The organism is Pseudoalteromonas sp. MMG005, from assembly GCF_018101015.1.
GTDB lineage: Bacteria > Pseudomonadota > Gammaproteobacteria > Enterobacterales > Alteromonadaceae > Pseudoalteromonas > Pseudoalteromonas aurantia.
The window spans coordinates 195,567-213,352 of sequence record NZ_JAGJEK010000003.1 but is presented as its reverse complement, the minus strand read 5'-3'; the positions used below and the strand labels follow the sequence as shown (position 1 = coordinate 213,352).

The following is a 17,786-nucleotide window of genomic DNA, read 5'->3' as shown; positions in this document are numbered from 1 at the left end:
AACTTTCTTTTCCTAGCTCTTTGTATCATCGCAATACGATTAACCATTTAGCTCTGCAAGCTCAGGTGATGTTGAAGGAACAGTTGTAACTGGCTGCTGCATAGAGAGCAGCCCTTGCTCCATTCGAATTATTTTATCAGCAACTTTAAAGTATCTATCGTCATGACTGATAACGACCACAGCTTTATTTTCGGCTTTTAATTGCGGCAAAATCTCGGTATAAAAAACATTTTTAAACTCGGGGTCTTGATCGGCTGCCCACTCATCGAAAAGATATAAGTGCTTATCTTCCAATACACTCACTAACAAAGCTAACCGCTTTCTTTGTCCATCCGAAAGTGACGTCGTAGAAAATGCATTATCAACAACATTGACTTTGTCAGTTAAATCTAAAGCTGCAAGCAATAGTTGGATCCGTTCAGGCTCAACTTTCAATCCAAATAGGCGCTTAAACAAATGATAATCTGAATAAATAGCCGTTAACTCTTCGCGACAACTGGCCAACGTTTCTTCCGTTACCTTGGTATTACCGAAGTAAATATCACCTTCACTGGGTTGATAATGCAAAGTGATTAACTTGCTTAATGTTGATTTACCGGAACCGTTACCACCTATGATAAAAACAATCTCACCTTTTTGAATTTCAAAGCTCAGCGGGCCCACCTTAAAACCAGGGCTATCATCATGTGCAGTATACTGAAAATTCACTTTATCAAATCGGATCTGATGCCAACTATCAATCGCTTGAACATGCTCAATACAAGTTTCCTCTGGTAAGGTATTTAATAATGCATTAACCTTTCTGACTGATACTTTAGCGATGGCTATTTGCGGAATTGAATTGAGGATCACAGAAACGGGCCCAGCAATATAAAGCAACACCATGACGACACCAATTAACTCCGACGAGGAAACTTGGTGATAATTGACGAACACAAAGCTGATCATACCAATGACCATAAAACTCAAAATATCACCATAATTAACAGCGACTCGAAGTACACTCTGCGCAATTTTGTCCGATGCAAGAATTTGCCTCTCTTGCTGATAAAGTGCATGATCAAAATAATCATCGCTTTTTGCTTTATTTAACTTTAGTTCTTTTGCACCTTGGATAATGCCGCGTATACCCTCTTGTAAATGGTCAACATGCTTACGAGATCGAGTAATATAAATACGGCTTACGTACATAGGCAGTTGATACGTCACGACCCCAAACAAAATACAATAAGCAACGAAGAAAAAGACATCACTGTTTAAGTAAAATAAGAAAATCATCATACCTAGTAAAGTAACACCATTAGTGAGCAAATCAGGCAACACTCTTGCCCCCATTACGATGCGCTGAACATCTGTCGTCAATGCTGCAATTAGTTTTGCTGACCCCACTTTTTCTAGGGAGAAAATGGGAGCTTTTCGGATCCGATAATACATATCTTTACGCATTTCAGTTGTAACCTCTAAAGCAATATGCGTCAGAAGGACTTGTGATAACGACCGTGTAATAAAGATAAGTCCACATAAAATGCAAAATGCGATGGCAAATTTGGCACTGCTTATCACCCAGCCAAAGACCTGTAGTTTATCCGAGTCAGTCGCTAATCCCCCCAAGGTAGGTTCTAATGCTTTTAATACCAGTGGGATCAATAGCGAATAAGCAATACCGGCTACAGCACCTAATAAGATCGCAATAAATACTTTATTAGGTGCTTTTTTCGTAAATACATCAAACAGTTTCATAATTATCCTTATTAAGTAGTCATCCATATGGCATACGCCATATCCCAATCACATAATTTCTGACTAGTGACTCGTAACTAACTCAACATATTTGAGCTTTGCAGGCTCAGGGTTAAATCTTTCAAATTGCAACTGATTGAATTTTATTACCATGTCGTCATAATGTTGACTAACAGGATTACCAGATTGCCCCGTTGAGTTCATATAAAAATGTTGATTAGGATCTCCCACGACAATGATTTGTCGCATCCCTGCACCAAAATCCTGCACAAACCCTTGAGATTTGTCGTAATAAGAATCAGCAACATTAATTGAATGAACCGATCCTCCGTTAGGTACTAAGCGTTCAAAAATGCCATCCAATACTTTAACGTTACTAAATGGTGTATGAGCGTATTGCGTATGTTGTAGCGCCCCCCAATGCCAATCATCCATATCCTGACCTAATTGGTTTTCCAATATATTGAGTGCTTGTTGGAGTGCTTTATTGACAAGTTGTTGGCAACTTTCATCTAATGACTCAGACTCTGACTCTGACGTCTTACACCATGTCGGTTGCTGAAGTAACTTAGCGATTACCGATAAAGGCACAGTATTGGCAATATTTTGCAACGTACTGCGCTGCCCCCCCTGATTCCAGAAACCAACCAATTCGTCTTTCAGCAATAGCTTACGGATCTCACGCTGCCACACAATGAAAATACTCGGCGCCTGACTGGCCTCGGACATATTTCCATTCCAGTTTTTTACGATACCAAGAGCTGCTTTTTCTCGCTCTGTGTTTACTTCAATATCCCTTAATAAAGGTAAAAAATGTTGCACCGCTATATCTACCGTATCACCCTGAATATTAATCATATCGTCCACGACTAATGGCCGTTCCGCTTCTTTAAGTAGCGTACTAATACGTTCACTGCGGTAGCTAGGGGCAAACGCATGGCTAATAAAGTATGGATAATCCTCAACAAGTAAACCGTCATTTGCAGACACAATAACACCACTGTCTGGGTTATATATTTTTGGCATATCTTGATAGGGAATGTATCCATCCCAATCAGTATTCACTTCACCTGCTGGTAGAGGTAACAGTCCTTCACCTGCTACGCGTCGTGGCACTCGACCCGCCCCAACATAACCTATGTTACCTTGCGTGTCGGCGTAGAGTACATTCAACGCGGGAGCAACTAAGAATCCAAGCGCATCTTGAAAACCTTGCCAATCGTTCGCGTAGTTAAGCCTGAAAAATGCTTCATAAGAAGTATCATCAGCATCTAACCCAGTCCAACGCAATGACACTGGATGCATCATTGATTTCTCAACATCACTGATCAAAGGTCCACGTTCAGTTTCCCTTACATAAATCTTCACAGGTTTAATTTTCTTATTAAGTAACTCTGGGACATCAGGTTTAACTTCAATCGTTTCTATACGCTCATGCAGCGGTACCCATTCTCCGCCTGACTTATACAACCCTTTTTTATTGATATTAAGTGTTTCAAAATAGAGGTCCTGAACATCTGCCATCATGTTTGTACCACCCCAACTGATCTTATCATTTTGCCCAAAAATCATTAAAGGAGTACCAACCAATGCCATGCCCTTACTTGATAAAATATCGCCTTGCTGAGCCATTGCGTACCAAAATGAAGGAATTTGTAACCCTAAATGTGGGTCATTTGCTAAAATGGCTTTGTTGCTCTCGGTATGACTACCACTTACAACCCACGCATTACTCCCTACATATTTACCACCTATATTAAACTGCTGCTGTAACTGTTGATTTCGTTTATTAATACTGTCTAATATCGGTAGGGTTTTGTCAGTATCCAGATAAGTAAGCTTTTCAGTGTTGAGCTTCTCTGCTATATCCGCAAATAATTGTGTCAATTGTTCACTGGGTAACGATTGTGCTGCAACATAATTGGTAATTTCATCATTCATATTACCTGCTAAGTTAAGTGCAAACATTTTTACCCAAGCAATAGTATCAACCTCGTCCCATGGCTGAGGTTCAATATTTAGTAGAGTAAATTCTATCGGGTAAACATCTTGCTGTAATATCCAATAATTGATACCTGCAACATATGATGTAATAGATTGCTTTGCTGGTATAGATAAGTTTTGCCACGCTACCTCTGCCGCTGAGTGTATGCCTAAGCTTCGTATCCAAATATCACTATCGAGTGCTTCGCGTCCCAGTATTTCACTTAAACGACCTTGAGTCATACGCTTTTGTAACTCTAGCTGCCACAGCCTATCTTGAGCATGTACGACACCCGTGGCAAAAAATACATCTTGATCGTGCTTACCTTTAATATAAACAACACCGTGTTTATCTCGGTGTATTTTTACACTATGAGCCAATGTCGGTGCATTCAATGTGCCTTCTGCCGGTGGCAAGCTCGATTGTAAATAGGTCAACCCATAAACAGCCACGACAGCCAATGGTATCAAAATGAAAAATATCACTCTTGAAATGAGAGGTTTACTCTTAAACACGAGTCGTCAATCCTTTTTTTATTGTTATTATTAATTATTATCAATGCTTGCGACTCCTTAAATTACGGGTCGACAACAACTAAAAATCGATATTTCCATTACTTATTACAACAATTTCCGGTCAATAAACACGTCCAAAAAGCGCAAAAAACAAACAGGACAAAAATTAACCTGAAAAATAATCTAACCTTTTGTAAACATAAAATCAACCAATTAACACCAAAAATAACACTTGCAAACAAACATGAAACAAAACAGAATAATGCTTCATTTTTAAGCTTTTTGTTGTCTTCAGCAAATTAATTAGAGGAAGATAAACGTCAAGGAATTGAAATTGTACTAGCAACAGAAAGAGCCAATTTCAGAAATATACATACAATTGCTTTTTCTAATTAATGTGTCATTTTCGATACAAAAATAGAGTTATGCATCGAAAACGACACAGTAGTGCTTCATCAATGAGTTCCATTAAACCAAGCTTAAAATTATGATTTTTATATATATTTTTAGATAAAAATAATTTGGCACGAATAATGCCATGTTTAGTCCACAGCAGACAGTTCACGGTAGAGTTCATGGATATTACAATTGATAAAAAAGGCCAGAAAGCAACTAACAAGAAAAAATGGTATTTAGCTGCTGCCGGTATAGCCGCAATAACTATATTTTATATCTTTCTTAGTAGTGGTTACTCAAATGCTTCTTACATTGCAAATAATCGCAGCCTCCTTTTTGCCGATGTACAAAGAGGTCATTTCGACATTAGCGTCAGAGGCTACGGCATCTTGGTCCCAAAAGAAATTCATTGGATCTCTACAGACATCAACGGACGAGTTAAACAAATTTGGCGTATGCCTGGTGACAATGTAAAACGAGGTGATGTTTTAGTCACATTACAAAACCCACAGCTAGTGCAAAAAAGAGAAGAAACTAAATGGGAACTGGAAGCCTTAACAGCAGAAAAGAAGGCGGAACAAGTCGCCCTAGAGTCGAAGTTATTTCAGCTAAAGGCAACACTACTCGAAACCGACAGTGAATATGATACAACCAAGCTAGTACTTGATGCACAAAAAGCCCTTATCGAAGCAGGAAACTCAACAATATCAGCTCTTGACCACTCAAAAACAAAATTGAGTATGAAGAAAATTGAATTACAACAGAAGTTACAAGCGCAACAATACAAAAAAATGGAAGAAAACCTCGCTGCATATAAAGAAGGTGCGAAAGCACGATTAAACAAAATGCACAAAATACTGCAGCAAGTTCAGGGCCAAGTGGATGCACTATCTATTATTGCTACCTCTGACGGCGTTGTACAAGAAATGGATCTTGAATTAGGTCAGCAACTAGCAAGTGGGGATGGCGTTGCTAAAATTGCTCAGCTAGATGATTTTAAGGCAGAGCTGAAAGTACAAGAACTTCAAGTACAAAACATTCAACTAGGTCAAACAGTCAAAGTAGATACGAGAACTTCGACTGTAAACGGCGTTGTGGTACGAATAGATCCAAACGTCGTTGAAGGTACGGTGCAAGTTGAAGTGAGCCTACAAGGAAAATTACCGCCCGAAGCCAGACCCGACCTTAGTGTCGAAGGCACTATTTCTATTGCAGATAAAGAAAATGTGTTAAACGTGAAGCGTCCAGCTTTTGCATCAGAGAATAGCCAAGCTTATGTATATAGAGTAAATAATGACGCAAAAACTGCGCAAAGAGTGAAAGTCGAGTTTGGTCAAGTATCAACAAATACCGTAGAAATCATCTCTGGCTTAAATGCCGGTGACAAGATTATTATTTCGGACCAGTCTGCTTGGGAGCAGCATTCGCAAATTATTCTCAATTAAGGAGAGCCTCATGACAAGTAACACAATTATTCAGCTAGATAATATTGAAAAAAAGTTTGCAACTGAGGATGTTGAGACTTATGCATTAAACCAAATTAATTTAGAGGTTAATTCTGGGGACTATATCGCCATAACGGGTCCTTCTGGCTGCGGAAAATCAACGTTACTGTCTTTAATTGGATTATTAGATATCCCCTCAGCAGGAAAGTATATCTTAAGTGGTCACGATGTCAGCCAGATCACACGAGACGAACGCGCTGCGATACGTAATGAGCATATTGGGTTCGTGTTTCAATCTTTCAACCTAATAAGTGATATGACCGTAGAAGAGAATATCGCTCTACCGTTAAGCTATCGAAATAATGTAGAGCAAAAGGAAATTAATGACCTTATCGACTTCGCACTAGAAAAAGTCGATATGCAGCATCGTCGTAAACACTTTCCTAGCCAGCTCTCAGGGGGTCAACAACAACGCGTTGCCATTGCCAGGGCGATAGCGGGTCGACCTTCACTAATACTGGCTGATGAACCAACGGGTAATTTAGACTCCAAAAATACCGATGCGGTGTTAGATTTACTCAAAAAGCTTCATAGCGAAGGCACAACCATAATTATGGTCACCCATGACCCTCGTTCTGCCGGTCAAGCAAACCGACTGGTAGAAATGTTTGATGGAAAAATTATGTCTGATCAGATGTTAAAAGAAAAGAGCTCTGCAGCTTAGGGAGTAAAACATGAATTATTTGCTTGATATAAAGTATGCATGCCGTTTATTGGCCAAGTCCCCTGTATTTAGCTTATTAACAACAGTTGTACTTGCTGGAGGCTTAGCGGTTAGCATATTCAGTTACTCGTTCTTACACACTTTTGTATTCTCAGACCTCCCCATTGACGAAGGCCATTCAGTTGTAAAACTACAAGCGACAGAACAAGGCTACGATCGTATGTTTGATGCAGTTGACTTCGCTGAAATTAGACCGGGAATTTCCACCTTGAGTGAATTTGGTATGTATTATTCGACTTCCGTGTTATTGGATATCAATGGTCAATCTCAATCACACAGTGTCACCTTTACTGAATGGAATATGTTTCAGTTTTCTCGTACACAACCAATAAAAGGACGCGCTTTTCGTTCAGACGATAGTTCACCAAGCTCAGAGAAAGTGGCGGTGATCAGTTATGCCATGTGGCAAAGTAAATTTTTAGGTAAACAAGATATTATCGATTCTTTTGTTAAAGTTGATGGCAAAACTACACGGATCATTGGGGTCATGCCCGAAGGTTACGGGTTTCCCGTCGCATCAAGGTTCTGGCTTCCTATTCAGCAACCTCTTTTTACTACGCAAAAACGAGACCAGGTCTACGTCGATATTTATGCCCGCATTAATCCATCTACATCAGAGCAAATGGCCAATAACGAACTGTCTCGTTTAGCAAAAAACACCTATAATGCTCGTCGTCAAAATAGTGAAGTTGCTATTGATGATATCTATATTACCACCTTTCAAGCCGCGCAAACAAATGGTGCTGATGGCATCATTGTTTTTACCATTTTAAATATTGTCACAGGTTTTATCTTTCTACTTGCCGCAATTAACGTTGGTAACTTATTACTAGCAAGAATGAATGAACGCGCTAAAGAGATTTCAATCCGGGTTGCGCTTGGCGCACCACAAAAAAGGCTTATCGTACAGATGATGTGGGAGAGCATCATCATCTGTGTTACTGGTGGGATAATTGCGTTATTGTTGTCTGGCTGGGCACTGCAACAAATCAATCAATTTTGGATAAATATGGACCTTGCCGACGGTCTCGCTTATTGGTGGCACTGGGGGCTCGACATCAATACCATATTGGTGACAATTATTTTTATCATCATCGCCATTATCATGACCGGAGTGTTGCCTGCATTACATGTTACATCAGGAGACTTTAACGCAACATTACGAGGTGGGACCCGAGGCGCTGCTAGCAGTAAAGGCAACCGAGTAACTAGAGTACTGCTTACAACAGAAATTACAGTCGTCACCGTATTAATGTATTTAGGGATTATTTCGAGCTTTTTTGCTAACCAATTGATCAATTTAGATATTGGACTTAACACCACTAATATTTTGTCTGCGCAAGTTCAGTTAACACCTGAGCGCTATAACGCTCAAACTACGCGGAATGCTTTTTATCGAACTATCACATCTAAATTACAGCAACAGAACAGCATCACAGATGTTGTCGTTACCGCCAGCTTCGGTAAAAACACTTTTATGCAACAAGGCGTCAGTTATCAGCTTGAACAAGATAAACCACAAGCGGTAATAAGAAGCATCTCTGAAAACATTAATTTTACTGGTGTCGAAATTATCGAAGGTCGCTATATTGATACTAGAGATCAAATAACTACCATGCCCGTTGTGATGATCAGTAAAAGCGTCGCTGACACTTTCTGGCGTGAAGGATCTGCTATTGGCAAGCAACTGAAAATCTCTGATGAAGTAGAAGGAGAAAAAACATGGGCAACAATTGTTGGTATCGTCTCCGATCGCGTTGAAGGTACCCCTATTAGTGATCCCAAAAACCTGATGACGCTCTATCGTCCACTAACACAACTCGATAGTAACAATGTAAATATTGAATATAAATTTGTTGGCGCGGAACCACAAGCTCGTTCACTCATTTATGAAATACTGTACACGGTAGATTCAGAAATTAAACTTACAGCATTAAAAAGTATGGAAGAGTTACTAGCAATGTTAAGAGATTTAACACATTCAGCCACTCAGCTTTTCCTCAAATGTGGCTTATTTGCGCTCGCGCTTGGTGTCACGGGTATTTATGGTCTGACTGCCAATTCAATTACCCAACGTCAACATGAAATCGGTATTCGTAGAGCCCTTGGGGCCAATGATAGCAATATTGTACGTTGGCTAATAAAGTTGGGCGCGAACCCGCTTATTAAAGGTCTTGGGATCGGGTTAGTACTGTCAACCCTACTTAGTATTGTAACGTGGCAATTGATAGCGCTTGATGTTTATCTGTATTTTATCAGTGCAGTCATCGTCATGCTGATCATCATAGCTTCAGTATCAAGCGCTATCTATGTGCCCGCACGCAAAGCGATTCAGCTAGAACCTAGCGAAACGCTTCGTTGCGAAGATTAAAGGTAAGACGAAAAGTGCAGGTTCAACTATCTAAGGAGAAGACTATGTTTAATAACACCACTAAACGTGTTTGCTGCATGATAATCACTTTTTTTGCAATAAATGTACACGCTGACATTTCACAATCGCAATACGAGACGCTTGAAACGATGTTTCATACTCGCCAATATGAGCCGCTGATGCATGATTTAGCGAAGCTCGACAGTAGTGATGTTAAAGTTAAAATATTAACCGTTGCTGTTGCAATAGCCCAAGATAATGATGATAAAGAAAAAATGTTAGAAGCCTTAGTAAGGCGTTATCCAAACAATGCCAAAGTTCACTATAACGCTGGCGAACTTTGGTATCAAATTAAAGAACAGTCTAGCTTATTCAATAAACTTGGCTTTGTTGATAAATCGAACCAAAGTTATATTACTGCTGCTGAGTTAGCGCCTGAAAACCCCAAGTACTTAGTCGCCGCATCAAAAGCTTTAGCCATAGAAAGTGGGTTTTGGGACTCTGATAAAAAACAATCAAAAGCAATTGTTGATAAGCTAAAACCAGTGAGTGAACGCTATTATTACCTCGCGTTAATGGACTATCTGCAAAATACGCAAAATGAACCTGAGGCGCTGAGCACAATCACCACAATTGGCAATCAATTCAGCCAAGATGTAACACTCATGCACCGCGCAGCTAATTTGTTATGGACGTTCTCTGAAGAAGAGCAAGCTCAAAAGCTCTTCGTTGATACATGCAAAATAGCTAAGCGAACAGCTGATCAACTGCCTCTTTGGCGCGATGCATGTATTTCCTCCGCCTATCTAGCTTTACAAGGACATGGTAAAAAGCAGCTAGCATTAGAAGCGCTTAATTTGTTACTTGAAAAAGAGCAAGTACAAGACGCGCAACATATTGAGTACTTAATGGTTTATGCTCAGGTAAACAAAGAAATTGAGAATAAGACCACGGCTAAAAAAGCCTATCAACAAGCCCTTGCTTTAGCGGAAGACCGCTCAACACAAAAAGATATTCGCCGAGCGCTCAAAAAACTCAGCAAATAAGTACTCTTTAATAATGGTCTATGTATACAGGCCATTATTAAAAGCCACCTGAACATAGACTCGGCAAAGTGTACCTGTTTATATATGGTAATTGCCTGATCCGATATGCTTTTTCATATCTATTCTCTTAAATTTAAGTTTAGTCAGCATATTTGTTAAATAAACTTGAAAAAGCGTCTTTAATTCATCAAGATAGAATTAAGAAATCATTTATCTTGTTGTGTTACAGTCAAAGGAGTTGCCATAAATGACTAAGAAGTGCGCACTATATGTATCCCGACCTATGTTAGGTAATAAGGTTTGGCAGTGACAAAGTCTATCCTTGTCGCGGACGATAACCTTGATATCATCACATCAATTGAATTATTGTTGGCCGAATATGATTATATTGTCTCTAGCGTGACTACGCCGGTTGCACTGCTAAATATAATTAAAACATCGCACTTCGATCTAATCCTAATGGATCTAAATTACCAACTAGACAGCACATCAGGGCAAGAAGGATTAACATTACTAGCAAATATTCGCGATATCAGTGATGTTCCTGTGTTTGTTATGACAGGTTGGGCAACTGTAGAGCTGGCCATTACTGCATTACAGCAAGGGGCCAATGATTTTATTCAAAAGCCGTGGCAAAATGAGCACCTTGTAAATAGTATTGAAACACAACTGGCCCTAAGTTCCAGTCAGCAGCTAAGTAAAAAGCTCACTGTCGAAAACCAGCACCTGCGTAACAAACTCGAAGCAATGAGTTGTAAAGTCATTGCTCAATCTGTACCGATGAAAAACCTATTAGCACAAATAGAACAACTTCGAGAGAGTAATTCAAGCATTTTGCTGACGGGTGAAAATGGCACTGGCAAAACACTACTGGCACGCTACATTCATCTTCATTCCCAAAGAACACAACAACCCTTCGTTTCTATTAATATGGGTGCCGTCGCTGATGGTGTATTTGAAAGTGAGTTATTTGGCCATAAAAAGGGCGCGTTCACTGGTGCACTTGGTAACCGTAAAGGTCGTTTCGAGTTAGCTCAGCATGGTACCTTGTTTTTAGATGAAATAGGCAATACTCCTCTATCTCAACAAGCAAAGCTCCTAAGTGTTATTGAAGAAAAAACGTTTACACCTGTTGGCGATAATCAAATACATAATGCTGATATACGAATTATTTGTGCAACGAACGTAAACTTAGCCAACGCAATTGCAGAAGGTCAGTTTCGCCAAGATCTATTTTATCGGCTAAACACCATAGAACTTCACATTCCGTCATTACGTGAGCGAAAAGAAGATATAGTGCCACTGGTCGAAAATATGTTAGAAAAACTCATTGATGAACATGATTTTGCGCCGATCCGCCTTTCATCTGCCGCAATGGAAAAACTACAAAACCACCATTGGCCTGGTAATATTAGAGAGCTCAATCATTGCATAGAAAGAGCTGTCTTTATGAGTCAAAACAATGTGATTGATGCACAGCACTTACACATAATACAAGATATACAAACCAGCCAAGGCCCGCTTTCAGACTCACAAGCTCTCCCTATTGATCTAACACTTGATGAGTTAGAACGCCAAGCGATAATTGAAAGATTAAAGTACTTTTCTGGTAATGTTAAAAAAACGGCCACGTCCTTAGGACTTAGCCGCAGCGGATATTACCGTAGAATTGAAAAATTTAACCTGTAACTGAAAATGGCTAACTTTCTCTCATTACGAACTGCGCTTAGAATCTCATCCTGCTTGCTACTTTTACTGAGTCTATCTTTCTGCTTCTTATTATATTTAATGAACGTATCAGGTTATCTCATTACATTAGCGGGACTATTTATAGTGCCTTTGTGTGTTTTACTTACGTCCACAATTAAAGCCAATTACAGCAATCAATCCCGTAATATCGCCATCTTATTAGAAGCCTTAGTGGATGAGGATTACAGTATGCGTTCTGCGATTAACTCACAAAATGATGAGATGTTAGAAATAAAGCTACTGCTCAATACATTATCAACGCGGCTTGCACAGCAAAGTGTTGCAATCAAAGAAAGCCAACTGCTGTTAGAAAAAGTCATTTCACATATCGATGTTGCTATTATTGCTTCTAATGAGCATTACGATATTACATTTACGAACCCTGCCGCGAATGATTTGCTCGATATTTCCACAACTTCTGTTGGCCTAAACTTAACCCACACTTCTATACCGGTTACAAAAATAACTACACAACCGCAAAGTTTCACCATAAACGTGGGTGGGATCAGCAAAACCTATCGCATTTCCACCGTAAAGTACATTCATGAACAACAACTTAATTATCTATTTTTTATTAGTGACGTTCAATGGCTACTTATCGATAAAGAAAGAGATAGCTGGCAACGGCTGCATCGAGTGCTCAGTCATGAGGTAAATAACAGCCTGACGCCTATTACGTCGATAAGTGCTACTTTACTAAAATTGGTCACAAAGCCTGAGGTATCAATGATAAACTTGGAGCAAGGGCTTAATGTCATACATAGCCGCTCTGCTTCCCTAAATACATTCATCAGTAATTTCCAACGAATAAGTAAATTACCTCCTCCCACAAAAGTGCCTTTTTGTTTAACTGAGCTCATTCAAAAGTGTGTATTATTGTTCCCTCATACGCAAATCGACATTGTTAACCCTGAAGTACATCACGTTTTCGCCGATCCCCAACAACTTGAACAAGTTTTAGTTAACTTGCTTAAAAATGCTAAAGAGGCAATGGCTCAAACCACTGGTAAAATAACAGTGGCGATCCAAACAAGCGACAAATATACCAGTATACATATTACCGACGAAGGTACAGGTATAATCAATACTGACAACCTTTTCATTCCATTTTTCTCTACCAAATCAAAAGGAAGTGGGATCGGTTTAGTTTTCAGTCGCCAAATACTATTCAACCACTTAGGTGATTTACAAATTAAGAATAGAAAAGATAGAAAAGGGACGATTGCTACCGTTTCGCTGCCTAGAGTAAAGTAGCCCTACCCTATTTCAGTACTGACTCTAAGACCTATTAAAAACAATGACCATAATGTCTTAACATAATTAAAGAGTAACTTCGCACGGCTCCGTCATCATCACATAGCTCAGGTTCCAAAGCCCTTAGAGCCCAAATAACTGACCTCGTCCAGTTAAAGCGTTTCAAATATCTATTATTGGTACGATTAGTGCTTTCTGTTCTGATATAAACATTCAGCCAATTTTCTGTCGCGTAAGGACATTGTACCGTATGAACTTTAATTCGTTACCACCACAAGCATATTCGAATCTAGACATTAACACCTTAACTAATCCTTCTACGAAAACAGCACAAGACGGTAGCACTAAAGACACTCAGGCAACAGACACCAATAAAAAGTCAGTATCCACCGCCACTGAAGCTGAAAAAAGCCAAGGTGAGTCAGATAAAGTGACAGACCAAAGTAAGAAAGCGGACATAAGCGACCAAGAAAAAATAGTCGGCAATATAAGAATACTGCAAGCAAGGATAGGAGAAGTACGCGCGGATAAAACGCTGTCTAAAGATGAACAAACAGCACAAGTAGCTAAATTGAAAGAACAGCTTGATGAACAGCTACAAAATGTTCAATTGGTCATAAAAAAACAAACCTCTACGCTCGTACAAAGTTTATTTGCGAGCAATGGTTCTAGCCATTCAGGCATGATCTTTAACAATCGAGCTTAATAAAAACAGGCGCATACTATGACATGCGCCTTGTTTCAATACCATTGTGTGATTGCTACCTCATTTTATCTATGTTGAACAAACCAACACGACTTTTTAAAACGAGTAATTTAACCCTGCATACATGGTACGCGGCGTACCAGGTTGAATCCGCTCTTTGCCATACCTTAATTCACTTTGTAAGGCATATTTTTTATCAGTGACATTTGCAATGCGTACATGCAGTTTAAGTGCATCAGATAAATCATAGTTAAACTTCAAATTGGCGACTGTATAGCCTGAATACTTTTGCGTATTTTTAGCATCCATCCAGTAATCACCAATGCTTTGTAACTCTGCAATGATATTCAGTCCTTCAATAGCACGGCTATTATAGTTAAGCCTTAAATTCGCCACATACTCAGGAGCCATTTGTAAACTGTTGCCTGACAAGTCGTGTGCTTTACTCTCTTTAGACTTATAATCGACTCGGCCTTGGTCTTCAATATAATGATCAAATTCATGATCCGATTGACTGTATGCAAACGCAACCGATACAGAATCAGAATATTGATAATTCACACCAAGCTCTATGCCCTGATGCTCAACACTTGCAGCATTTACCCGATAAGACGCACCAAAATCATCATACGCTGTGACAATGGCATCATCTACAGCCATAATATAATACGCCAACTCTAGCGAGAACGCGTCAAGATTTACCTTATAACCCACTTCGTAAGTATCTGACGTTTCCTCACTTAAAGAACTCAACTGAGCGCTGGTTTCCTTGGTTTTTAAATGATACAGCTCAGACGCAGTTGGAATGCGAATTGCGTTCGCAAAACGCACATACACATTACTGGAATCATCTAATTGATAGTTCAAACTCGCCTTCGGGCTCATATGGTCAAACGTGTCTGTTCTGTCAGCTATCGAGCGATTGCCAAACCCATCGTCATCGTAAACCGCTAAGTTGTTTTCAAACTCATATTCATTGCTATCGTATCTTAACCCTAATGAATAACTCAGCTGGCTCGTGATAGAGCCCACATGCTGAATATAAGGTGCTATGCCTTTAAAGCGCGTTTTATCATCATAAAATACATGCCCTTTTGGATACGTTGCCGCCCCCCAACCCGATGTAGTTCTGGTGGCTGCTTGAAAAGAAAATGCATCACCTTGCGAATATTCTAAGTCAATACCAATGGTGGTTTCAAAATCATCACTGTGGGTAAAGTTGCTTAATGCAAGCACGCCTATCGTTTTTACGCTTGACTCAACTTGCGGCATATTGGGCTGCCACGTTGCGATATAATCGTTACTGCGATAACGCGCATAAGGAATAATCGACGCAAAAACACCATCTCCTTGATACTGATACTCTGAACTAATACGAAAGTAGTCAGTTTTGCGCCGTGGATCTATTTTTATCACTTCAGCTGGTAACCCTGATTGCGATGGGTCTTGTGCAAACATATCGGCCGTCAAGGCGTTCAACATTTGTTGATCAAGAGATGAGGCCATTATGCTGGTTTTAAACGAATGTTTGTCGGCAACACTCACTTCGTGCAACACGTTGAACTCGGTTTTTTCAACGCGACTATTGTCACGCCAACCATCATTACTCAAGTACGCTCCTGATACCCTCACCCCATTTTGATCTGATAAATGATGTGTCGCACTGCCTTGATATCGTGCGTACCCATTTTCACCCAAAGTGATACCAACCTCATTTTTATCTGAATCTACTGGGGCCGATAATATATTGACCGTTGCTGCAACAGCACCTGACCCATACAAGCTGGTTCCCGCACCTTTCATTACCTCTAGGCGTGAAAGTGATGAATTACTGCTTGCCCACCAAAGTGCATTGTGATTATAAAAAGCCGCAGATTGCAATGGCACATTATCTTGTAGGTAGAGCGTATAGCCACCATAGTTTATAGGCATTCTAATTGCTGCATTGTGCCCCTGACCGCCCGACAATTGGTTTAATAGTACACCCGGAATGGTTTGCAACGATTCTGATAAATGCTGGCTATTGTCATTGTTTAAAACGTCTTCTGATACACTGCCTATACTCAAAGCCAATTCAGTACTCGATTTAGCGGTACGGGTTGAGGTAACGGTTATTTGCTCTATTTCATCCATGCCATCATCATCGTTTGCCATTGCATTCAGTGAACACGCTGACAAAATTGACAACGAAATAAGCGAATAACGAAAGCGTTGCTTCATGCTAAATATTCCTAAGTTGTTATTTTAATTAATTACTTTTTACTGGTGTTATTACAGGATGTAATAACCGGCGCGCACAAGCTTGTTTTTGGCGATAACGACGACCTATATACAATCGCACGCCAAACCCTGCGGTAATGACAAGCCCAATACATATAAAGGTCATTATAATATCACGCGTGCCTCTGCCTAATGGGTTTAAAAAATGGTATTTATGAAAATACCCAAAGTGCCAACTCCGTGCGGTTTGCCAGTCGCCATCAACACTGGCAATAAACCCAGTGTGGGGCTCAACACTATAAAGTACATCTGGCATATGTGCGTAGCTAACTTGAATAACTGGCAAACGCTTATTAATAAACCCATATGTCGGACCAAATTTATCAACCTTTTGCCAATGAGACACGGCACCTGCTACGTTGAGTTGCCTAGAAAGTAGTGAGGTGGCCACATCAACACTTGTCACATCAACGCGTTCACCACGCCAATAACTAAAATCAAGCACAGGCTTATGTTGTACCTTCACTTGCTTAACAACTTGAGTAAAAATTTGTTCACCAATAACCACTAACTGAAAGTTGTCACCTTGTGCTTGGAGCAAATCATTAACAGGGTCGTGGGTTAAAGAGGCTGTAAAAATAGCGTTGCCAGGTGACAACGCCCTAAACGTCTCGGGGAAAAACTTATCAACTAATATATGTATACTGCTAGTCGAAAAGCCCAACATACATACACTTAAAACCACACCGAATGAACGGTGTAATACCGGTGTATTAACCCGTTTGTTTTTTAAACGTCGCCATAGCAAGCTATAACTCAACAAGCCAAAAATAGCAGTGCCAAACAGTAATAATGAGATAGCCAGCATGGGTATAATACGCCATAAATCATGGCGCCCACCAACAAACTCAAAAGTATGAAGTTGCTTAAACCAAAACGATAAACTTTCTCTTAAGGGCGTATTATGTGCCGCAATGCGCTTACTTAAGGTATCAACATAGAGGTTATTTTCATTCGATAAGGTGACACGATACACCGGCAGCATACGATTTATTTCCGCATATGCAGGGCTAAATTCATTAATTAATGCGACTTCTAACGCCAGCTGACCAGACCAGGTTTGTGCCAAATAACGAGCATAAAGCTCATCATTCAAGGCCCTATTTATTGCACCTGTACGGGTTGAATAATAAACCGTACGCCTATTCTCGATACCAGCGACAATCACTTGATAATAATAATTGCCGATATATTCAACAATACTTGCGTGACTTAATTGAGTGATATGATTATCCGTTAAAACCTGCTTAAGTGGCAGCGCAGTTGCTAACACATTATCAGGCACCACCACTAAAGGCGATTTTAAGCGTTCAGCTTTGGCAAAGTGAGACATAGCAGGGTGTAACAAACCACTTAGTGCCCACACAATAAAGGGAATAACACACAGCAAGGCAAGGCGCCTATGCCAAACAAGTAAAGACTTGATCATATCATTATTGTTATTATTTCAAAAAGATGGGAGTATTATAATTCGAATAATCACAGGAAGGGTGTGACATAATGTCGCAGTGGGTAC

At 39.9% G+C, this 17,786-nt stretch carries 11 protein-coding genes; 7 read left to right on the top strand and 4 right to left on the bottom strand.

The window, feature by feature from the left end; genetic code table 11:
• Positions 1 to 39: 39 nt before the first annotated feature.
• The gene (locus tag J8M01_RS04325) at positions 40 to 1,740 is read right to left on the bottom strand and encodes a cyclic peptide export ABC transporter (RefSeq protein WP_211057140.1); all 1,701 of its coding nucleotides are present in this window, start codon (positions 1,738 to 1,740) and stop codon (positions 40 to 42) included.
• Positions 1,741 to 1,803: 63 nt separating this feature from the next.
• Positions 1,804 to 4,239 (bottom strand): penicillin acylase family protein, encoded by a 2,436-nt coding sequence (locus J8M01_RS04320; RefSeq protein WP_211057139.1) that lies wholly within the window; start codon positions 4,237 to 4,239, stop codon positions 1,804 to 1,806.
• 575 nt (positions 4,240 to 4,814) lie between these two features.
• On the opposite strand from J8M01_RS04320, the gene J8M01_RS04315 reads away from it, so the two are divergent.
• The 7 genes from J8M01_RS04315 (at position 4,815) to J8M01_RS04285 (ending at position 13,990) form a co-directional block, all read left to right on the top strand.
• Complete coding sequence (locus J8M01_RS04315) at positions 4,815 to 6,080, top strand: HlyD family efflux transporter periplasmic adaptor subunit (RefSeq protein WP_211049991.1); 1,266 nt, start codon at positions 4,815 to 4,817, stop codon at positions 6,078 to 6,080.
• Positions 6,081 to 6,090: 10 nt separating this feature from the next.
• Positions 6,091 to 6,804 carry an ABC transporter ATP-binding protein gene (locus J8M01_RS04310; protein ID WP_211057138.1) on the top strand — a complete coding sequence of 238 codons (714 nt, stop codon included), beginning with the start codon at positions 6,091 to 6,093 and terminating at the stop codon, positions 6,802 to 6,804.
• A 10-nt stretch (positions 6,805 to 6,814) separates the two neighbouring features.
• Positions 6,815 to 9,235, top strand: coding sequence for an FtsX-like permease family protein (locus J8M01_RS04305; protein ID WP_211057137.1), 2,421 nt, complete (start codon positions 6,815 to 6,817; stop codon positions 9,233 to 9,235).
• Positions 9,236 to 9,279: 44 nt separating this feature from the next.
• Positions 9,280 to 10,281, top strand: coding sequence for a hypothetical protein (locus J8M01_RS04300; RefSeq protein ID WP_211057136.1), 1,002 nt, complete (start codon positions 9,280 to 9,282; stop codon positions 10,279 to 10,281).
• Positions 10,282 to 10,587: 306 nt separating this feature from the next.
• Positions 10,588 to 11,970 (top strand): sigma-54 dependent transcriptional regulator, encoded by a 1,383-nt coding sequence (locus tag J8M01_RS04295; protein WP_211057135.1) that lies wholly within the window; start codon positions 10,588 to 10,590, stop codon positions 11,968 to 11,970.
• 99 nt (positions 11,971 to 12,069) lie between these two features.
• Entirely contained in the window at positions 12,070 to 13,284 is a 1,215-nt protein-coding gene (locus J8M01_RS04290) for an ATP-binding protein (protein WP_211057134.1), read from the top strand.
• Positions 13,285 to 13,534: 250 nt separating this feature from the next.
• Positions 13,535 to 13,990, top strand: a complete 456-nt coding sequence (locus tag J8M01_RS04285; RefSeq protein ID WP_211049985.1) for a hypothetical protein — start codon at positions 13,535 to 13,537, stop codon at positions 13,988 to 13,990.
• A 96-nt stretch (positions 13,991 to 14,086) separates the two neighbouring features.
• On the opposite strand, the gene J8M01_RS04280 is transcribed toward J8M01_RS04285, so the two are convergent.
• Together J8M01_RS04280 and J8M01_RS04275 are read right to left on the bottom strand one after the other, a co-directional pair.
• The gene (locus J8M01_RS04280) at positions 14,087 to 16,210 is read right to left on the bottom strand and encodes a TonB-dependent receptor (RefSeq protein WP_211057133.1); all 2,124 of its coding nucleotides are present in this window, start codon (positions 16,208 to 16,210) and stop codon (positions 14,087 to 14,089) included.
• Between the two features lie 28 nt (positions 16,211 to 16,238).
• Positions 16,239 to 17,699 carry a PepSY domain-containing protein gene (locus J8M01_RS04275; protein WP_211057132.1) on the bottom strand — a complete coding sequence of 487 codons (1,461 nt, stop codon included), beginning with the start codon at positions 17,697 to 17,699 and terminating at the stop codon, positions 16,239 to 16,241.
• Positions 17,700 to 17,786: the final 87 nt, after the last annotated feature.